At 74.0% G+C, this 19,864-nt stretch carries 17 protein-coding genes; 7 read left to right on the top strand and 10 right to left on the bottom strand.

Annotated elements, in window-relative coordinates; translation table 11 throughout:
- Positions 1–17 precede the first annotated feature (17 nt).
- The 8 genes from ACFXHB_RS30870 to ACFXHB_RS30835 are packed head-to-tail and all read right to left on the bottom strand — an operon-like array spanning position 18 to position 7,405.
- Positions 18–830, bottom strand: a complete 813-nt coding sequence (locus tag ACFXHB_RS30870; protein ID WP_380577972.1) for a class I SAM-dependent methyltransferase — start codon at positions 828–830, stop codon at positions 18–20.
- Between the two features lie 5 nt (positions 831–835).
- On the bottom strand, positions 836–1,585 hold the full coding sequence (locus tag ACFXHB_RS30865; RefSeq protein ID WP_380577971.1) for an ABC transporter permease: 750 nt from the start codon (positions 1,583–1,585) through the stop codon (positions 836–838).
- 2 nt (positions 1,586–1,587) lie between these two features.
- On the bottom strand, positions 1,588–2,574 hold the full coding sequence (locus ACFXHB_RS30860) for an ABC transporter ATP-binding protein (protein ID WP_380577970.1): 987 nt from the start codon (positions 2,572–2,574) through the stop codon (positions 1,588–1,590).
- Complete coding sequence (locus ACFXHB_RS30855; RefSeq protein ID WP_380577969.1) at positions 2,571–3,329, bottom strand: type II CAAX prenyl endopeptidase Rce1 family protein; 759 nt, start codon at positions 3,327–3,329, stop codon at positions 2,571–2,573. Before ACFXHB_RS30855 ends, ACFXHB_RS30860 begins: the two co-directional genes overlap by 4 nt.
- Complete coding sequence (locus tag ACFXHB_RS30850; protein WP_380577968.1) at positions 3,326–4,009, bottom strand: CPBP family intramembrane glutamic endopeptidase; 684 nt, start codon at positions 4,007–4,009, stop codon at positions 3,326–3,328. Before ACFXHB_RS30850 ends, ACFXHB_RS30855 begins: the two co-directional genes overlap by 4 nt.
- Positions 3,984–5,354, bottom strand: coding sequence for a YcaO-like family protein (locus ACFXHB_RS30845; protein WP_380577967.1), 1,371 nt, complete (start codon positions 5,352–5,354; stop codon positions 3,984–3,986). Before ACFXHB_RS30845 ends, ACFXHB_RS30850 begins: the two co-directional genes overlap by 26 nt.
- Positions 5,354–6,454 carry a hypothetical protein gene (locus ACFXHB_RS30840; RefSeq protein ID WP_380577966.1) on the bottom strand — a complete coding sequence of 367 codons (1,101 nt, stop codon included), beginning with the start codon at positions 6,452–6,454 and terminating at the stop codon, positions 5,354–5,356. Before ACFXHB_RS30840 ends, ACFXHB_RS30845 begins: the two co-directional genes overlap by 1 nt.
- 6 nt (positions 6,455–6,460) lie before the next feature.
- A complete protein-coding gene (locus ACFXHB_RS30835) occupies positions 6,461–7,405 on the bottom strand; it encodes a SagB/ThcOx family dehydrogenase (RefSeq protein ID WP_380577965.1) in 945 nt (314 codons plus the stop codon).
- Positions 7,406–8,244: 839 nt separating this feature from the next.
- Here ACFXHB_RS30835 and ACFXHB_RS30830 point away from each other — a divergent pair.
- The 6 genes from ACFXHB_RS30830 (at position 8,245) to ACFXHB_RS30805 (ending at position 16,442) form a co-directional block, all read left to right on the top strand.
- Positions 8,245–9,366 (top strand): TIGR03364 family FAD-dependent oxidoreductase, encoded by a 1,122-nt coding sequence (locus tag ACFXHB_RS30830; RefSeq protein WP_380577964.1) that lies wholly within the window; start codon positions 8,245–8,247, stop codon positions 9,364–9,366.
- Between the two features lie 103 nt (positions 9,367–9,469).
- Positions 9,470–10,663, top strand: a complete 1,194-nt coding sequence (locus ACFXHB_RS30825; RefSeq protein ID WP_380577963.1) for an ABC transporter ATP-binding protein — start codon at positions 9,470–9,472, stop codon at positions 10,661–10,663.
- Positions 10,656–11,549 carry a 2-aminoethylphosphonate ABC transporter permease subunit gene (locus tag ACFXHB_RS30820; RefSeq protein ID WP_380577962.1) on the top strand — a complete coding sequence of 298 codons (894 nt, stop codon included), beginning with the start codon at positions 10,656–10,658 and terminating at the stop codon, positions 11,547–11,549. The genes ACFXHB_RS30825 and ACFXHB_RS30820 overlap by 8 nt, the downstream gene beginning before the upstream one ends.
- Positions 11,536–12,333 carry an ABC transporter permease gene (locus ACFXHB_RS30815; RefSeq protein WP_380577961.1) on the top strand — a complete coding sequence of 266 codons (798 nt, stop codon included), beginning with the start codon at positions 11,536–11,538 and terminating at the stop codon, positions 12,331–12,333. The genes ACFXHB_RS30820 and ACFXHB_RS30815 overlap by 14 nt, the downstream gene beginning before the upstream one ends.
- Positions 12,334–12,459: 126 nt before the next feature.
- Positions 12,460–13,521, top strand: a complete 1,062-nt coding sequence (locus ACFXHB_RS30810) for a 2-aminoethylphosphonate ABC transporter substrate-binding protein (protein WP_380577960.1) — start codon at positions 12,460–12,462, stop codon at positions 13,519–13,521.
- Between the two features lie 662 nt (positions 13,522–14,183).
- On the top strand, positions 14,184–16,442 hold the full coding sequence (locus ACFXHB_RS30805; RefSeq protein WP_380578001.1) for a M4 family metallopeptidase: 2,259 nt from the start codon (positions 14,184–14,186) through the stop codon (positions 16,440–16,442).
- Between the two features lie 196 nt (positions 16,443–16,638).
- On the opposite strand, the gene ACFXHB_RS30800 is transcribed toward ACFXHB_RS30805, so the two are convergent.
- A complete protein-coding gene (locus ACFXHB_RS30800) occupies positions 16,639–17,571 on the bottom strand; it encodes an RNA polymerase sigma factor (protein WP_380577959.1) in 933 nt (310 codons plus the stop codon).
- Positions 17,572–17,973: 402 nt separating this feature from the next.
- Here ACFXHB_RS30800 and ACFXHB_RS30795 point away from each other — a divergent pair, with 402 nt between their 5' ends.
- The gene (locus tag ACFXHB_RS30795) at positions 17,974–18,315 is read left to right on the top strand and encodes an STAS domain-containing protein (protein ID WP_380577958.1); all 342 of its coding nucleotides are present in this window, start codon (positions 17,974–17,976) and stop codon (positions 18,313–18,315) included.
- A gap of 169 nt (positions 18,316–18,484) precedes the next feature.
- Here ACFXHB_RS30795 and ACFXHB_RS30790 read toward each other — a convergent pair whose 3' ends face one another.
- Entirely contained in the window at positions 18,485–19,630 is a 1,146-nt protein-coding gene (locus tag ACFXHB_RS30790) for a DUF2637 domain-containing protein (RefSeq protein WP_380577957.1), read from the bottom strand.
- Between the last annotated feature and the right edge of the window lie 234 nt (positions 19,631–19,864).

The raw sequence follows: 19,864 nt of genomic DNA, 5'->3' as shown, positions 1-19,864 counted from the left end.
GCCCAGTCCCCGGCGGCTCAGTCCCGGGCGGGAGGCGACGCCCGCAGCGTCAGGACACCGTCCGGCAGGAGAGCGCTGGTGGCGGTCCGGGGGGTGTGGCCGGTGTGGCCGGTCCGGGGCGCCAGTCGGGCGGTGGGGAGGAGTTCGAGGTGTTCGCACTGCCAGCCGCCGGCTTCGAGGACGCCCGGGTCGGTGAGACCGAACATGTCCAGCCGGGTCCCGGCCGACTGCGCCGCCTCGGTGAGGGCGCGGGCGGAGTCGACGGACAGGACGTCGCAGATCCAGTGGGCGGAGGCGCCGAGGCCCGCCAGGCAGCGGGCGAGCGCGGTGAGGTGGGCCGGCGGAAGGTAGGTGAGCAGGCCCTCGGCCAGGATCACGACCCGTCGCCCGGTCGTGCGCGGCGCCAGAAGCCGGGCGAGGGCGTCGAGGTCGCCGAGGTCGCAGCGGGCGCGTTCGACCGGCACGAGGGCCTCGGCGGCCGGGAGGAGGGCGTCCTTGACGTCGAGGACGGCCGCGTGGTCGACCTCGACCACCCGGGCTCCGGCCGGCCAGGCCAGCCGGTAGGGGCGGCTGTCGAAGCCCGCGCCCAGGTTGACGCAGACCTCGGCCCGTTCGCGGGCCAGCAGCTCGGACAGCAGCCGGTCGACGGCGACCGTCCGCGCCACCACCGCGGACGGTCCGGCGGTGTGCCGCATGACGCCGAGGACGGCGCTCGGGCACCGCTCGGCGAAGCGGGCCGCGTACGGGTCCCGCAGGAGGCCCGCCGAGGTGGCTCCGGCGCGGGCGACAGCGGTCAGGTAGGCGGTGGCGAGGACGTTGTCATCGGTCACCGCGGCTACTCCCAGCGGAACAGCCGCACGGCGGCGACCGACCCGAGCACCAGGACGCCGGCCAGCACGCCGATGTCCAGGGCGACGTTGGTGGAGCTGCCCAGCCAGGTGTGCTGCAGCAGCTTCACGGCGTACGTCGCGGGCAGGGCGTCGCTGATCGTCCTCATCGCCGCGGGGAAGATCTGCAGCGGGACGGTCGCGCCGGACAGGAAGATCATCGGGAAGTAGACGAGGTTGGCGACCGCCGTCGCCGCCCGCTCCGACGGCGCCAGCGCCGCGATCACGCCGCCGATCGCGTACGTCGCGGCGGTGGCCAGGAGCAGCGCGCCGAGCGTGGCGAAGGCGGCGGAGGCGGTGGCCGGCAGGTGGAGGCCGAAGAACAGGTAGCCGGCCGCGACCAGCAGCGCCGCGCCCACCAGGCTGAGCAGGAGGTTGACCAGCCCCTGGGCGAACAGGAAGGCGGAGGCGTCGACAGGTGTGGCCCGGAAGCGTTTGAGGACCTTGCGGTCCCGGTACTCGGCCAGTCCCAGCGGAAAGCTCATCAGCCCGGTGACCGAGACCACCAGGACGAGATAGGCGGGCACGGACATGTCGACGGTGCCCCGGCCGTCGAACTGGCTCGACGGCTCGTTGCCGTAGATGCCGCCGAACATGCCGAGCATCAGGACGGGGAAGGCGAGCGCGAAGAACACCGGGGCGAAGTTCCTCGCCATGCGCAGGCTCTCGAACCGGACGACGTGGGCCAGCGTCTTCATCCTCAGCGGCTCCCTTCGGAGGGTGCGGTGTCGACGAGCCTGAGATAGGCGTCCTCGAAGGTGGGCGCCCGGTGGCTCACGATCGACGCCGGCAGGCCGGCGTCCGCCAGCACCCGGACGACGCGGTTGTAGTCCTCCGGGAAGCTCCCGGTGAGCTCCAGGCACCGCCCGGCGGCCGCGGGCCGCCGCTCCAGCCCGAGCCGGTCGAGCGCGTCGAGCGGCGGGCGGTCGGCGCCCGTCCCGCCGAGGTCGACCGAGAAGGTGGCCGGTCCGCCGTGCGCGGCGGTCAGGCGGGCCGGGGTGTCCAGGGCGAGCAGTTCACCGGCGCGCAGCACCGCGACCCGGCCGCACAGCGCCTCCACCTCGTCCATGTGGTGCGAGGTGAGCAGCACCGCGACGCCGCGCGCGGCCAGGTCCAGCACCGCACTCCAGGTCGCGCGGCGCTGTTCGGGATCGAGCCCGGTCGTCAGCTCGTCCAGGACGACCAGCCGCACCGCGCCGATCTGCGCCAGGGCCAGGGCCAGGCGCTGGCGCATCCCGCCGGAGAGGTCGGCGACGAGGCTGCGCCGCCGGTCGGCGAGCCCGAACGTCTCCAGCAGCGCCGCGGCGGCGCCCGGCGCGCGGTAGATCGCCTCGTAGAGGTCGCAGAGCTCGCCGACCCGGGTGCGGCTGGGGAACTGCGACTCCTGGAGTTGCACACCGACCAGAGGGCCGACCCGGTCGCGGTCCCGGTGCGGGTCGAGGCCGAGGACGGTGACCGAACCGCCGCGCACGGCCCCGCGCAGTCCGGCGACCGATTCGACCACGGAGGTCTTGCCCGAGCCGTTGGGACCGACCAGTCCGAGGATCTCGCCGGCGGACACCCGGAAGGACACGTCGCGGACGGCGACCAGCGGGCCGTAGGCGACGGTCAGGTGCTCGACCCGGGCCACCACCTCGTCGTCCGGCCGGGCGGGGGCGGGGGGCGGGTTCGACCGCTTCGTGGTCACAGGCTGGGCCTCCGGGTGTTCGCGCCCTGCGGCCTGGCAGTGGCGCTCATGGTGGTGTAGAAGCCGGCGAAGGACATGTGCAGGACCAGCGCGGGCAGGATGCTGCCGGTGGCCGCGATCAGCAGGCTGCCGACCGTGCCCAGGGCGATGCTCGACGTGGCCATCACGTACGCCTGGACCGGGGTCGAGACGAGCACGACCTGCCCGGCGGCGAACAGCAGGGTGCTGAACACCGCGGCGAACGCGAAGCCGCTGTGCAGGGAGCCGAGGCCCAGCAGGACGGCCCCCCGGAAGACCAGCTCCTCGAAGAGCGCGGCGGTCGCCGGGACGATCCACCGGTAGCGCCGGGGCAGCGTCAGGATCGAGGCGATCCAGCGGATCCGGGCGATCTCGCCCGGCACGTCGACGCGCGGGGCGGCCCGGTAGAGGAGCGACACGCACAGGATGTTGAGGCTGGACGTGCCGAGGACCGCCAGCGGCAGGCCGAACAGGAGGGCCGTCGACGGCCGGCCGACGACCTGGTCGAGCGAGAGGTCGGTCAGCGGCAGGAGCACCGCGAGGACGGCGGCGGCCAGGCCGAGGTACAGGGAGGTCGCGAACACGGCGAAGGCCGGGTCGGGCCGCAGCCCGGTCCGGTCCGCCAGCCACAGCGCCGTCCGCCGTCTGCGGGCGGGGTCGGCGAAGGGCAGCCGGTACAGGGCGAGCCACCCGGCGACGGCGAGGACGCAGCCGGCCGCGTACGCGGGTACGGTCATGGGGCGCTCGCCTGCTTCCGTGCCAGGGCGTAGACGGTGAGGTTCTGGGCGAGGTGCGCGGCCAGCGGGACGGCCAGGCTGCCCGAGGCGGTCAGCAGCGTCCCGAACACGGCTCCGGAGAGCAGCTTCTGAACGACGGTCAGGCCACCGAAGAAGAGGTGTCCGAGCGCGTAGCCGAGTGCGGCGCAGCCGATGGCGAGCCAGGCGGGGAACTGGAGCCGCTCGTGGAGCGTGCCGATCCACAGCCCGCGGTACAGGACCTCCTCGGCGACGGCGGTCAGGGCGATGGAGACCAGGAACGCCGGGCCGGCGGCGCCCGGCCCGCGCCGGACGCCGAGGCGAAGGCCCCGCGCCCCGCGCAGGACCTTCGGCGCGGCGCCGACCACGAACTCCAGGCCCACCAGCGCGCAGCCGGCGCCGACGGCGGCGAGCACCCAGAGCGGACCGGCCGCCCACCGGCCCAGGGAGGCGGGCGCGGTGCCGGCGGACAGGACGAGGGCGGCGGCCAGGCCGGTGACGGCCAGGTACGCCGCCGGGACGCCCAGCCCGGCGGTCCGTGCGGTCCGTGCCCGTTCGCCGCGCCCGGCGGGGCCGAAGGATGTCGCGACCCTGACCAGTTCGGCGGGGGCGACGGTCGTGACCAGGAGCAGGACGTCAAGGGAGCGGGTGTGGGACCACATTGGTCACACCCCCGTAAGCGCGCATCCGGGGGTGCCGGCCCGCCGGGAAACCGGGAAGGCACATGCTGAGCAGTTCGGGGATGAGGACCCGGACCACCTTCCAGGGCGTGTCGGCGAGTTCGGGCGGGGTGATGTCGAGGTAGCTCGCCCATTCACTGACCCCGGCGAGGTCGGACAGGAGCCGGCGGATCGCCGAGCGGTCGTCCGCCGCGTAGGCGGGCAGCGCGCCGAAGTCCAGGCGCCCGTCGGTGCGGCTCTCGACGACGGCGAGCTTCTGCTCGGCGTCGCCCGGTCCGGCGAAGTACAGGACGTTGGTGTCGAGGTCGGTGTAGGCGGACTTGTGCTGGGCGAAGTGCACGTTCGGCAGGTCGAAGACGGTGCTGAACATGCCGATGCCGAGGATGGTGGTCGCCTCGGCCGACCCGCGCAGCAGCGCGTAGCGCGGGTCGGGGTCGGCCTGCAGCCCGAAGGCGATGTGCGGCAGCTTGCGGTCGCGCCGGACGAGCGTGATCCCGATGTTCGGCAGCGGGAGTTCGGGACGGGTCAGGTACGTCGCCCGGACGTCGTAGGGCCCGTCGGCCGGCAGCCCCGAGGCGGCGAGCAGCTCGCGGCCGTCGGCGTCGAGGTCGAGGTCGAGGACGGGAGCCTTCGCGTCCGTGTACCAGTTGAGGATGAAGGCGTCGATCTGCACGGCCTCGACCAGGGCGCCGAGCAGGGCCTTGTCGAGCGAGACGTGGGCCGCGGTGCCGGTGGAGAAGGAGGGCGTGAACATCTTGTCGCCGTGGAGCCCGCTGTTGCGGAAGCCCAGGAACACCAACTGCGCCGGCACGTAGACGTCCTGGCCGGGCCGCGTCAGCGACGGGCAGGCGATCCAGGCGATGACGTCGTCCTCGGTCGGCGGCTCGGGCGAGTACTGGTGCATCATGCCCGCGATCCGGCGCTGCTGGTCCTCCTCGAAGACGCCGAGCAACTCCAGTGGCATGCACGGGTGCCGGGAGGAGAGGGAGCGGTAGGAGGCGTACTCGACGCGCTCCTGGAACAGCGGCATCGCCATGATCGCCGCGTACCGCTCGACCGCCTCGCCGGTCAGCCGGGTCACCGCCTCCTCGTTGGTGACCCCGTAGCCCGCCAGGTGGTACTGCATCTGCATGTGCGGGTCGTTCATCGCGAGCCGGTGGTACTGGGGCATCGCGGCGGTCGCCGAGCGCAGGTAGGGCTCGCCCTCCACCGCCGCGACCGAGACGAGCATGCCGGGCAGGATCCCGCCCTGGTTCCCGCCGATCCTGGCGAACCGGGAGAGCGCGGTGGTCATGCCCGGGTAGCCGCGGGTCGTGGGGCCGTTCATCAGGACGCTCCGAGGGCGTTGCGGACGTGGCGGTCGACGACGACCCGGCTGTTGACGTTGATCTCGTGCACGATGTCGCGCGCGACGTGTCCGCAGGCCGGGCAGGTGCCGATCCGCAGCACGTCCTGGGCCTGGATCTCGTAGGTCGGCAGGTAGATGCTCAGCGCGCGGCCGAGGAAGCGCGAGGTGCCCAGCGCACGCAGCAGGACGGCCTCGTTGACGAGGAACGCGCAGAGCATCGCCTCGATCCCGCTGGCCCCGCCGATCGCGCCGGAGGCGCCGGTGCCGACGAACGCGTGGTAGCTGACGTGGTCCTCCAGCCGGGCCAGTGACCGCTGTTCGAAGCACTCCAGGCAGCCGGTCCGCGGGCTCTCGGCGCCGACCACGGTGGCGAAGGGGCCGTCGACGAGCCCCACCACCACCGGCTTCTCCAGATGGCAGGCGAGCCGGTTGAGGTTGCGCAGCGTCAGGATCGAGGCCCGGCTGACGGACACCACCAGGGAGTCGTGCCGCTCGGTGAGTACGGTCAGCCGCTTGAGCGTGTCGGCGGCCGTCAGCCCGCCCATGCCGGAGGTGAGGTCGGCGCCCTGCAGTTCCCGCATGAACTCGGCGGGCAGCACCTCGATGGTGGTGCCCAGCGCGCTCGCCTGGCCCGCGACGTAGGCCTCGGCGGTGGGCGAGTCGGCGGCGAAGGCGACACTGGCGCCGCCGCCCTCGTCCGTGCCGTAGAGCTCCAGGTTCCCGAGCAGGACCCGCGCCATGTCCGTGCCGCGCTCCGAGGCCCGGTCGAGCGCGAGGAAGCCGGCCTGCCGCAGTTCGTCCAGCACCAGCCGCAGGTTCGCCCGTTCGACGGGGGACAGGTCGGTGTTCCCGTCGAAGGACGCCTCGGCCGTCCGCCCGTCGGCCAGTTCGTGCAGGAAGCCGGTCAGCGCCGTCCGGACGGCCGGTGACTCGGCCCGCAGGTCGACGGTCACCTCCTGGAAGTTCCAGATGCCCCAGCGCAGCCGGATGACGTCCGGCTCGACGGCGAGGAGGCGTACGGAGGGTGCCAGGCCCAGGCGGGGCGCGGCCGCCGCCCCGGTCGATGTTTCCACGGTCATGCGGGTTCAGACCTCTCCGTGTCCGACGAGCGTGAAGTGGACGACGTGGCGTGACGTGCCGTCGTGGCCCAGGGTCTTTTCGAGGGTGTGCTTGTCGTAGCCGCCCTGGTCGCAGGCGATCAGACCGAGCTCGGTGCGGGCGAGGTGGATGTTCTGGGAGATCCCGCCGACCTCGATCAGCGCGAAGACGAGTCCGCTGTCGCCGTACTTCTGGCTGTTGACGTACATGTCGTAGACGTAGACGAGCGCGAAGGCGACCTTGGCGAGGTCGATGTCGACGGCCTGCACCTGCTCGGCGAGGTCGATCGGGGTCCGCCGCAGCGGGTGGAGGGTGTGGCTGTGCGGCTGGTACTCGTAGGCGCCCGGCGCCAACCCCTTGACGTTCTGCGCCAGGACGGCGAGCCGGACCGGGTAGAGGCCGCCGCCGGACGGGGCGTTGCGCAGCGCGATCGCCGCGTCCGGGTCCTGGGCAGTGGGTACCGGCAGGGTGCCGGAGACGCCCTGACCGTGCCAGAGGACGGTGGCCAGGTCGTCGAGCGACACGGCCTTGCCGGAGAACCGCCGACCGCTGCGCCGGGAGACCACCGTGGAGGTGAGCCCGCTCCGCAGCCTGCGGTGCGCGGGCAGCGCGACCGCTCCGTCGAGCCGCTCGCGCAGGTCGGCGTGGGCGCTGGAGAGTACCGCGTCGTGGCCGAGGTAGCGCGAGACGCCGAGCTGCATGCCCAGGTCGCGGCCGCTGCGGCGGTGGTTGAGGAGGAGTTCCTCGCCCACGAAGCCCTCCACGACGGGGCTCCAGCGGCCGCGCACCACGGCCTCGGGCGCGCGGACCACGGTCGTCGCGCTGTGGCTGGACACCGAGGTGTGCTGCTGGCCGAAGGCCGTCACCGAGGACAGGTGCGCGTTGCGGTTCAGGTATTCGGAGAGGGCTTCTTGGGAGTCTTTCAGCGACATCTTCTGTCCTTCTCTGGGGACGGGAGAGTGGCGACCGGAGCAGCGTGGGAACGGGTGGGGAATGGACGCCGGGCGGGACCGGAAAAGCGCCCCGCCCGGCATTTCGAGAGTGGAACGAGAACTACCAGGAGCAGCAGGAGGAGCAGCAGCAGTTACCGCCGCCGCACGTCGTGCTGGCGCCGGGTGCCACCTGGACGAAAGCACCGCCGGTAGCGGTACTGCCAACCTGACCGGAGAAGCTCAACATGGTTCTTCACCTCCAATCTTCTTGCAAAGGAGGGGAGTTGTGCTCTGAATGGCTGGGAGCATAGCACGACCGTATGGCTGTGCGACCCTGTCGGATGCGCGAATTCCAACGTTCAACTCGTGGAAATATTCGGTTACTTGGGGTTTGGTTCGGGGCGGCGTCGATCGCCGTGGGAGAACGCTGGCCTCCGATTGGCCGCAGGGGTACGGATTCGCCGCCGGAGGCCTTCCGGGAGCCGCCCGCCACGGGTGCGCCGGGTATCGAGAGGTGAGGCGACGGCCGGGATGCCGTCCCGGGGCTTTACGCATTCGTTGTCATCGGGAGGGCGCGGGCCCCGCCCTCCGCCCCGCCCTCCGCCCCGCCCTCCGCCCGGCCCTCCGCCCGGCCCTCCGCCCCGGGGTCCGGCCGGGCTCGCGCGGCACCGCGGAGCCCGCCGCCGTCGGGGTGGTCGCGGGCCCCGGTGCGACTCCTGGTGCTCGTGGGGCGGGTGAGATATAACGAATCCATAACGGGTCTAGTCCCTTTATGAATGTCACCTTCCGTTAACAGAACGGAACTGAGCGTGTAACACATGCGGGACAGCTTTCCGGGCATGCGACTCATAGTCATCGGCGCAGGCGTCCTGGGCACCATGCACGCCTGGCACGCGATCAAGCGCGGTCATCGGGTGGTCCACATCGAGCGCGAGGCCGAGGCCCGAGGAGCCTCGGTACGCAACTTCGGCCTGGTCTGGGTCAGCGGCCGGGCCGAGGGCGAGGAGCTGGCGGTCGCTCAACGGGCGAGGCAGCTCTGGGGGGAGATCGGCGCGGAGGTCCCGGAGCTGGGCTTCCGGGCGAACGGTTCGCTCACCCTGGTGCGGACCGAGGCGGAGCTGGCGGTCGCCGAGGAGGCGGCCCGGGGTGCCGGGGCCGCGGCCCGCGGCTTCACCCTGCTGGACCCCGCCGGGGCCCGGGCCCTGAACCCGGCCCTGCGCGGGGAGTTCCTCGCCGCCCTGCACTGCGCGAGGGACGGTTCGGTCGAGCCGCGCACCGCCCAGCCCGCACTCCGCGCGGCCCTGCGGGCCAGTGGCCGGTACACCTTCCTGCCCGGCCGGGAGGTGCGCGAGCTGGTCGGCGCGACCGCGGTGCGCGACGACCGCGGCGACGTGCACTACGGCGACGCGGTCGTCCTGTGCACCGGCGCCCACCTCGGCGGCCTGGTGCGCGAACTCGACCCCGAACTTCCGGTCCGCCGGGTCAGGTTGCAGATGATGCAGACCGACCCGCTGGGGGAGCAGCTCACCACCTCGGTCGCGGACGGGGACAGCTTCCGCTACTACCCGGGCTTCGGCGGCCCGGCGCTGGACGCCCTCGCACTCGGACAGCCCCAGCACCCGACCGCCGCCGAGCACCGGATGCAACTGCTGATGGTCCAGCGCAACGACGGCGGGCTGACCATCGGTGACACGCACGCCTACGACGAGCCGTTCGACTTCGACGTCGTCGAGGACCCCTACGCGTACCTCACCGGGCTCGTCGAGTCCCTGCTGGGCCGTGCGCTGCCGCCGGTCCGGCGCCGCTGGGCCGGCGTGTACGCGCAGTGCGTGGACACCACCCAGGTCGTCCACCGCCAGCAGGTGCGCGACGGCGCCTGGCTGGTCACCGGGCCGGGCGGCCGCGGCATGACCTGTTCACCGGCCGTCGCCGAGACCACCGCGGACCTGCTCGGCCTCTGACGCCGACCGGTCCCGCCCGCCCAGGCCCCGCCAACGCCCCCGTCCCAGGCCCCGCCAACGCCCCCCCCGCCCCCGTCCACGACGTGAGAGGAACACCGCACCCTTGGCCACTCGAACGCCCCCGCGCTCGGCGGACCGATCCGCCGCACCCCCTCCCGACCCCGGCCCGCACAGCCGGTCCGGCATCGACTTCCAGGACGTCACCGTCGCCTACCACGGCACCGTCGTCCTGGACGGCTTCACCCTCTCCGTCGCCCCCGGCGAGGTGGTCGCGCTGCTCGGCCCGAGCGGCTCGGGCAAGACCACCGCCCTGCGGACCGTCGCCGGCTTCACCAAGCCCGTCGGCGGCCGGGTGCGCATCGGCGGACGCGACGTCACCGACCTGCCGCCGTACGAGCGCGGCATCGGGATGGTGGTGCAGCACTACGCGCTCTTCCCGCACATGCGGGTCGACCACAACGTCGCCTTCGGCCTGAAGGCCCGCAAGGTCGCCCGGCGGGACATCCCGGGCCGGGTGTCCGAGGCACTGGAACTCACCGGCATGGCCTCCTACGCCGCGCGGTACCCCCGCGAACTGTCCGGCGGCCAGCAGCAGCGGGTCGCCATCGCCCGGGCGCTCGCGATCCGCCCGGACGTGCTCCTGCTCGACGAACCGCTGTCCGCGCTCGACGCCCGGCTCCGCTCCGACATGCTGAGCGAACTCGCGCGCCTGCACCGTGAACTGCCCGACGTCAGCATGCTGTACGTGACGCACGACCAGATCGAGGCGCTGACCCTGGCGGACCGCATCGCGGTGATGAAGGACGCGCGACTGGTGGACTGCGGCACACCGCGACGCCTCTACCGCCGCCCCGGCGACACCTTCACCGCCTCGTTCGTCGGCGGCGCCAACCTGCTGCCGGTGACCGTGGAGGCGGGCGCCGGCCCGCAGGGCACACCGGTCCGCCTGGACGGCACGCCGCTGCGCGCCACCGCGCCGACCCCGCTGCCGGCCGGCCGGACGGCCACCCTGTGCGTCCGTCCGCACCAGGTGCGGATCGTCCACGCGTCCGATGCCGTGAACCTGCTGCGCGGAACCGTCGCCGACGTGCAGTGGCGCGGGGCGACCCACCGGCTGCTGGTCGACCTCCCGGCCGGGCGCCGGATCACCGCCGACCTCGCCGGACCGGTGGTCCCCGTCGGCCCCGGTGCCCCGGTCACGCTCGGCTTCGACATCGCGGACGCGATCCTGCTGGACACGCCGCCGGACGGCGCCGCCCCCGCCCCCGCCCCCGCGCGGAGCGACGCCGATGGCTAGCGCTGTGCTCGGCGGGACCGGCGCCCGACCGGGCCGCACCCGGACCCTTCGCCCCGGGATGTGGCTCCTCCCGCCGCTGGCCGCCCTGGGATTCGCCTTCCTCTACCCACTGGCGCTGGTCGCCCTGCAGTCCTTCGCACCGGAGGGCGGCGGCCACTCCGCGGAGCCCTGGCGGGAGGTGCTGGCCTCGGCCGCCTTCCGCGACGCGCTGTGGAACACGGTCTGGATCGCCTCGGGAGCGACCGCGGGCTGCGTCGTCCTCGGGTTCTTCCTGGCCCTGGTGATCGCCTTCGTCCCGTTCCCCGGCGCCCGCGCCTTCGGCCGGTTCATCGACACCTTCCTCGCGTTCCCGTCCTTCCTGATCGCGCTGGCCCTGGTGTTCATCTACGGCTCCGCGGGAATGGCCAACGGCGTCCTGACGGGCCTGACGGGCGGTGACGGCACCCCGATAGCCTTCCTCGCGACCCCGTGGGGCGTCCTGCTCGCCGAGGTCACCTACTTCACGCCCTTCGTGATGCGCCCGCTGCTCGCGGCGTTCTCCCAGGTGGAGACCGCCCAGATCGAGACCGCCTCCTCGCTGGGCGCCCGCCCGTGGCGGATCGTGCGCCAGGTGATCCTGCCCGAGGCCCTGCCCGCGCTCGCGGCGGGCGGGAGCCTGGCCCTGGTGATGTGCCTCAACGAGTTCGGGATCGTCCTGTTCACCGGCGCCAAGGGCGTCACGACCCTGCCGACGCTCGTCTACAGCCGGGCCATCCTGCAGTCCGACTACCCGGCGGCCTGTGTCATCGCGGTGGTCAACGTCCTGCTGTCGGTCGCGCTCTACGGCGTGTACCGGCTCTGCCTGCGGGGCCGTCGGAAGCGGGGTGGCGGCCGTGCTGGTGCATAGCCGGGCCGGGCGCGCCCTGGTCTGCGGCGCCTTCCTCCTGCTGGCCGTGCCGCTGTTCGCCCTGCCGTTCCTGACGGTCCTGGCCGCCTCCTTCGCCAAGGCGTGGAGCGGGGTCCTGCCCTCCGCCTTCACCACCGCGCACTACGCGGACGCGGCGCACGGGGAGTCCCGGGACGCCCTGTTCGCCAGCCTCGCCACGGCCGGGATCGCCGGCGTGGTCGCGCTGGCGGTCGGCGGCTGGGCGGCACTCGCGGCCCGGAACGCGGGTCCGCGCCTGGGCAGGCTGACGGACGGCCTGTTCATGCTGCCGGTGGCGGTGCCCTCGGTGGTGGTGGGACTGGGCCTGCTGGTCGCGTTCAGCCGTCCGCCGGTGCTGCTCAACGGCACCAGCACCATCGTCATCCTGGCCCACAGCGTCCGGGTCACCGCCTTCGCCTACCAGTCCGTCGCGGCGGCCGCGTCCCGGCTCGACCCGGCCCTGGAACAGGCCGCCGCCGGGCTCGGGGCCCGGCCCGCCCGGGTGCTGCGGCGGGTCACCCTGCCGCTCCTGCTGCCCTCGCTGAACGCCGCGTTCGGCCTGTGCTTCGCGCTGTCGATGGGTGAGCTCAGCATCACGATGATGCTGTACCCCCCGGGCTGGCTCCCGCTGCCGGTGCGGATCTTCGCCGCCACCGATCGGGGCGCGGTCTTCACCGGCGCGGCGCTCGCCGTGGTCCTCCTGGCCAGCACGCTGGTGGTACTGATCGGCTGCTCGCGGCTCCGGACGAGGGCCCTGTACCGCTGAGGCCCCGGCCGCCCCGCGACCCTGTCGCCCGGCTGCGCCGCCCCCTCCTCCCACCACACTGTTCCTCCACCTGCTCCGACCCGCCGCGGTCCCGTGCCGCGGCCTACCGCAAGGAGTGACACCCCCATGAAGGACCTGCGCAGAACGACCCTGGCGGCCGCGGTGGTGCTGGCCCTCACCGGATCGACGGCCGCGTGCGCCGGCGGCTCCTCCGCCGGCGAGGGCGCCGCCGAGGTCACCGTCTACAGCGCGGACGGCCTCAAGTCCGACGACGGCGGCGGTTTCTACGACAAGGTCTTCAAGGACTTCACCGCGAAGACCGGCGTCCGGGTCAGGTACGTCGAGGGCGGTTCGGGCGAGATCGTCCAGCGCCTGCTCAGGGAGCGGTCCAACACCCAGGCGGACGTCATCGTCACGGTGCCGCCGTTCATCCAGCAGGCCGTCGGCCGGGGACTGGTCACCCCCTACCGGCCGGCCGGGGCGGACGCCGTCCCCGCGGCCGACAAGGACGCCGACGGCGCCTGGACCACCGTGGTCAACAACTACCTGTGCTTCATCCACAACACCAGGCAACTGCCCGAGCCCCCCGCGACCTGGAACGACCTGCTGGACGCCAGGTTCCGCGGCAAGCTCCAGTACTCGACCCCCGGCGTGGCGGGCGACGGCACCGCCGTGCTGATCAAGGCCATGCACGACTTCGGGGGCATCCGGGGGGCCGCCGACTTCCTGCGGAAGCTCCAGAAGAACAACGTGGGGCCCTCCAAGTCCACCGGCGCGCTGGCCGCCAAGGTCGACAAGGGGGAGTTGCTGGTCGCCAACGGCGACGTGCAGATGAACTACGCCGACGCCAGGTCGATGCCGAACCAGGGCATCTTCTTCCTCGCCGGGCCGGACGGCAGGCCCTCCACCTTCGCGCTGCCCTACGCGGGCGCCCTGGTGAAGTCGGCCCCGCACGCCGCCAACGGGCGGATGCTGCTCGACTTCCTGCTGACCGAGTCGGTGCAGGGTCAGGTGAGCGCGGTCGCCGGTGGCTTCCCGGCCCGCGGCGACGTTCCGGCGACCGGCGAGGACGCCGCCAGGCTCGCCGCGCTGCTGAAGGGCGTCGACGTCTTCACACCGGACTGGAAGGACATCGACGCCAACCTGAAGAGCTACACGGACGTCTGGAGCGATGCCACCGGGAGCTGACGTCCGGCCGGGCGGTGGAACGGCGCGCGTAGGGGTGGGGCCGACAGCCCCGCGCCCCGCCCCTGCGCGTTCCCCGTCCGGGGGAGGCGGTGCGCGGATCCGGCCGATCACGCCGGCCGCGGCCGCCGTGATCGGGCCAGGTGACCGGGGCCGACCGCCGCGGCACCCCGGTGGGACGGGCGCCCATCGGCGCGTTCGTCGGCGGCGCTCCTGGCACCGAGGTGGCTGAAACGCCAACAGAAAACCCCATAATCAAGCACAGTTCAACAGGATTCCACGGCATCGCGGCTATGCTCCGAGTCTCCCCTTCCTCAAGTGGGCTGTGGGGAGCCGGCGTTGCGCGAGTCTCGATGGAGCGTCCCGCGCCTCCGGCCGGGGTGATGCGCGCCCCCATTCATGTCATGCCCACGTCATGCGGGATGGACTTCCGCGGCGCGGCAGCTTCCCCGGACCCCTCGGGCCGCCCGGAACCCCGGTGGCCCGCCCCCGGTGTCCCCGATGCCCGGAACCGATCGCCCACCCGCGCCGCCCCCGCGGCGCGGATCCAGCAGCCGGCCCACCGACGGCCGGCAGACAAAGGAGTTCCCGTGTCCCGTTCCGCTCCCCTGCGCCGGCTCGTCCCGCTCGCCGTCACCACCTCGTTGCTGGTGACCGGCGTCTCGATGTGCGGCGCGTCCGTCGCCCCCGCCGCCCCGGCCCCGGCGCCCTCCGCCGCCGACCGGTCGGCCGCGCTGGCCGCCGCGGACCGGCAGGGCGCCGCCCTCGCCCAGCGCCTGGGGCTCGCCGGCCAGGAGAAGCTGGTCGCCAAGGACGTCATCCGCGACGCCGACGGCACCCGGCACCTGCGCTACGAACGCACCTACGCCGGACTGCCCGTCCTCGGCGGCGACCTGGTGGTCCACCAGGGTGCCGACGGGGCCCTCAAGGGTGTCGACCGCGCCTCCACCGCACCGCTGGCCGGCCTCGGCACCGCACCCGCGATCGAGGCCGCGGCGGCCCGGGAGGCGGCGCTCGACACGCGACCGGGCGCCCCGGCCGGGGGCGCGCCGCGCCTGGTGGTCTGGGCGGCGGAGGGCGCGCCGCGCCTGGCCTGGGAGACCGTGGTCGCCGGAACGGCCGCCGACGGCGGCCCGAGCAAGCTGCACATGGTCACCGACGCGGCCGAGGGCACGGTGCTCCGGACCTTCGAGGGCGTGCGCACCGGGGCCGGCCGCGGGGTCCACGTCGGCGAGGTCACGGTGGGCACCACGGCGACCGGGTCGGGGTACGAGCTGCGGGACGCCGCCCGCGGCGGCTCCTACACCACGGACCTGGGCAACCGGAGCTCCGGCGACGGGTCCGTCTTCGCGCGGCCCACCGACGACGGCTGGGGCGACGGCACGTCGGCCAACCGCGAGTCGGCGGCGGTCGACGCCCAGTTCGGTGTCGGAGCCACCTGGGACTACTACAAGGACGCCTTCGGCCGGGCGGGGATCCGCGGCGACGGGGCCGCCGCCTACAGCCGGGTGCACTACGGCAGCGGGTACGAGAACGCGTTCTGGGACGACGACTGCTTCTGCATGACCTTCGGTGACGGCGTCGACGACACCCACCCGCTGACCAGCCTCGACGTCGCCGGCCACGAGATGACCCACGGCGTCACCTTCGCGACGGCCAACCTCGCCTACTCCGGTGAGTCCGGTGCCCTGAACGAGGCCACCAGCGACATCCTCGGCTCCATGGTGGAGTTCCACGCCGACCTGGCCGCCGACACCCCCGACTACCTCATCGGCGAGAAGCTCGACCTCAACGGCAACGGGACCCCCCTGCGGTACATGGACAAGCCCTCCAAGGACGGCATCTCGCCCGACTCCTGGTACCGGGGCATCGGCCGGCTGAACGTCCACTTCTCCTCCGGGGTCGGCAACCACTTCTTCTACCTCCTCGCGGAGGGCAGCGGCGCGAAGGAGGTCAACGGTGTCCGCTACGACTCGCCCACCCAGGGCGGCATCGGCGTCACCGGCATCGGCCGGGACCGGGCGGCCGCCATCTGGTACCGCGCGCTGACCGTCCACATGACCTCCACCACCGACTACGCGGCGGCCCGCACGGCCACCCTCCAGGCCGCCGCCGAGCTCTACGGCGCTGACAGCGACGCGTACCGCGCCGTCGGGACGGCCTGGGCCGCCGTCAACGTGGGGGCCGTCCTTCCCGACACGCCCGCGGTCACCCACCCGGGCGACCAGGTCACCGCCGTCGGGACGCCGGCCGAGCTCCTGATCGCGACCCCCGCGGCCGCCGGTGCGGCGACCTTCTCGGCCGAGGGCCTGCCCGCCGGACTCACGATCGACGGCGGCACCGGCAGGATCGCCGGCACGCCCGCCGAGGCCGGATCCACGACGGTGACGGTGACCGCCGCGTTCGCGTCGGGGGCGGCCGGCAGCACCCGGTTCACCTGGGCCGTCACCGACGGCACCGGCCCGTGCCCCGCCGCCCAACTGCTCGGGAACGCCGGCTTCGAGAGCGGCGCGGCGGCGCCCTGGGCGGCCACCGCCGCGGTGGTCGACGCCGATCCGCGCCAGGCCGCCCACGGCGGCACCTGGAAGGCGTGGCTCGACGGGTACGGATCCTCCCGCACGGACACCCTCGCCCAGACGGTCACCGTCCCGGCGGGTTGCCGGGCGAGCCTCGGGTACTGGCTGCACGTCGACTCGGAGGAGAACACCGACTCCGGCCAGTACGACAAGCTCACCGTCACGGCCAACGGCACCGAACTCGCCGTCCATTCGAACCTCGACCGGGCCGCCGGCTACACCCGGCGCGGCGTCGACCTCTCGGCCTACGCCGGGCAGACCGTCACCCTGAGGTTCGAGGGGACCGAGGACAGCGTCCTCAAGACCAGCTTCGTCCTCGACGACCTCGGTCTTGAGATCGGCGACTGATCCGGGAGGACGGACGGGTCGGCCACCACCCGCACAGGCGGTGGCCGACCCGTCCGTGCGGCGCGAGGCCGGCGCCGGCGGCCGCGCGGGCCGTCGGGCTTCGGCCGCGTGCACGGCGCGGGGGTGTGCCGTCCGGCGGATCCGCGACGGGTCCCCGGTGCCCGGTGACGCGGAGGGGCGACGGGGGTCTCCGCGGTCAGGGTGGCCCGGCCCCCGACGGCTGCCGGAGCGGTCGGTGCCGCGACGGGACCGGTGGCGGGCCGGAGGAGCCGCTGCCGGGTGCCGGGCCGAGCAGGGTCGACCCGGTGAGGAGCAGGCGGCGGTTGACCTCGCGGAGCTCGGCCAGGCACCGGCGGCACGCCGCGCAGCCGTCGAGGTGCTGGGCCAGTGCTCGGGGGATCCTGCGCGGGGGCCGTCTGACCAGCGCGGCGAGCCGGTCCGCGCAGGCCCGGCAGTCGGGTGACCGGGGCCGGGGCAGGTGGGCCGCGAGGTAGGCCTCGCGCAGTCCTTCGCGGGCCCGCACGGCCAGCGAGTGGACCCCGCTGACCGACAGGCCGAGCAGAGCGGCCACTTCGACGGCGGGCCGCCGCTCGACCACCGCGTACCAGAGCACCACGCGCCAGCGGTCCGGCAGGCTGCGGAACGCGGCGACGACCAGCTCGCGCTCGGTGGACTCCACGAGCAACTGCTCGGGTGACCTGGCGAGTTCGGCGTCGCCCACGCGGAGATCGGCATCGGCGGTGGGCGGGGAGCGCCGGTCGGCCGCGGCCCAGGCGTGCGCCGTGTTACGGATCACGGCCAGCAGGTAGGGCGGCCAACTCCGCTTGGGGCCGGCGCCGGCGCGTACCGCGGCGATGGTCCGGGCGAAGGCCTCGCCCGCCAGGTCCTCGGCCCGGTGCCCGGGTCCGGCCACCGCGGCGGCGTGGGCGACGGCGGCCGGGAAGTGACGCTCGTACAGCTCGGTCAGGGCCCCGACGTCCCCGGCCCGCAGCCGGACGGTGAGGGCGGCGTCGGTCTCGGCGGTCCGGTCGGTTCCGGGGTCGTCGGATGCCGGCGCTTCGGCCGGGTTGTCGGGGTGTCCGGCGGAGGGCTCGCGCCCGTAGCCGGCCGGGAAGGAGCCCAGGTGCACGGGTTCGGTCCTTGGTCGGTTCGTGATCCGGCTGTTCGGTGAGGGGTGGGGCGGACGGCGGGACCGGGCTGTCGGCGCTCCGCGCCGTGACCGGGCGGTGGGTCGACGGGGTGGGGGCCCGGTCCGGGGGATCGACGACAGGATGAGGGGTTCGGGGGCCCCGGCATCCCGCCCTGTTGCCCGACCGTTATCCGCCGCGGCCGCCCGGGGCGGCCGGGCGCGGCAGGGGCGCCCCGTCATCGGCGCGAGCACGCTGGGTCACCGTCTGTGGAATCTCCCGCCAGGGCTACCCCAAATGGGTCTATTGGGGCATTCTGGCAGCACGTGGCGCTGGCCTCGTGTGACCGCTCGTCCCGTCCGGGGCGGGCGAGCCGCCCCAGCCCGGACGGGAGGGCCCAGCCGATGAACACCTCAGAGCCGCTGTACGTCCGAGTGGTCGCCTCGACCGAAACCGTCCTCGTGCGACTCGCGGGTGAGTTGGACCTCGACTCGGCGCCACTGGTGGAGCGCGCGGTCGCGGCCTGCCTCGGTGGCGGCGTGCGACGCGTGACCGTCGACCTCGCCGCCGTCACGTTCTGTGACTCGCACGGGCTCGTGGCCTTGGAGCGTTCGAGCCGGATCGCCGCCTCCCGCGGTGCGACCCTTCGGCTGTCCGGCGTCCATCGCCGACTCCGGCGGATCCTGTCCCTGTACCGGGACGGCGGTCTTCCCGGACCCGGCGTGTCGTCGCTCGCGCACCCGTGAGCGCCGCCGGGTCACCGACGTGCGGACCTCTCCGGTCACCGTCCGTGCCCGCGAGGCCGGCGCCCCGGGGCAGCCACGGCGCCCGACGCGGGCCGGGACGGGGCGCTACGGATCCGCGAACGGCGCCGCCCGCGGATCCGCTCCCCTCGTGCGGCCCGGCCCGTGGGGTTCAGCCGAGCTGCCGCTCGATCGCACGGAGCTTGCGCTCCATCGCGTCCAGCCCCGGCAGCGACAGGGTGTAGTCGTCGACGGTCAGGTCGACGGACGCGTCGCCCTCCCCGGGTCCGTCCGTGCCGGGTCCGTCCCGACGGCTCTCGGAGACGGCCGCCGACGGGGCCGGCGGCAGGGCGGGTCCGGCAGCGGCGGCACGCGGCAGGGCGCGCCGCCGCGGGCGCGGCTGATCGGCCTCGGCGGGCGGAACGGTCTCGGCCGGTGGGACGGGCTCCGGATCGCTCGGCCGGTCCTCGGGGGCGACGGCCCCCGCTCCCGGGGCGAGGGCCCGCTGGCCGTGGCCGCGGGAGAACAGTCCGCCCTGGCGGGCCAGGGCCTTCAGCTCGGCCCGCTCGCGGCGGTCGGCGCTACGGGTCCGCAGTCGGGCCTCCTGCTCGACCCGGCGCTCCTCCCGGACCTCGTCGACCGCCTCGTCCAGGCTGCGGACGTTCTCCAGCAGCATCAGCGACCAGGCCGCGTAGGTCTCGCGGGGCGCGCGCAGCCAGCGCACGACGCGGATCTGCGGCAGCGGGCGCGGTACCAGGCCCTGGTCGCGCAGTGCGGCCCGGCGGGTCTGCTTCAGCGCGCGGTCGAAGAGGATCGCGGCGGAGACGGACATGCCGGCGAAGAACTGCGGGGCGCCGTCGTTGCCCTCTCCGCGCGGCGCGTGCACCCAGTTGAACCAGGCCGAGGCGACGGCGAACACCCAGACCAGCAGGCGGGAGCCGAGCGCCGCGTCGCCGTGGCTGGCCTCGCGCACCGCCAGCACCGAGCAGAACATCGCGGCGCCGTCCAGGCCGAACGGCACGAGGTACTCCCAGCCGCCCGACAGACCCAGGTTCTGCACGCCGAAACCCACCAGGCCGTGGAACGACAACGCGGCCGCCACACCCGCGCAGCAGAACAGCAGCACGTAGGAGGAGATCCCGTAGACCAGCTCACGGCGCCGGCGCCGCTCCTCGGAGCGTTCCCAGGAGTCGGCGCTCTCACCGGACCGGCGGGCCTTCTGGTTCCGCCGGCGCAGGAGCACCACCAGGGTGAGCACGGACACCGTGATCGTGCCGATCGTGGTGCTCCAGGAGAGCTGTACTGAGGTCAGGTTCATGGCGGATCGAGCCTCGCTGTGTTGCCTGGAGGGACAGGGGCGGTCTGATCGTCCGGGGACGTGGTGGGCCGATGGTCGGCGCAGCCGGCTCCGGGGCGGGCCGGGGGTGCTGCGGCCGGCCCCGGAGCCGGGCGCGGTGGCGGAACCCGGGCTCCGCCACGGTTCTCCTCGGGCAGGCGGGCGGTCCGTGTCCCTAGGTGCCGACGCTCGACCGGCGTCCGGACGCCGGTCGAG

This window comes from Kitasatospora sp. NPDC059327 (assembly GCF_042752535.1).
GTDB lineage: Bacteria > Actinomycetota > Actinomycetes > Streptomycetales > Streptomycetaceae > Kitasatospora.
Note: the sequence above shows the minus strand (reverse complement) of the source record. Positions and strands in the feature narration are given on the sequence as shown.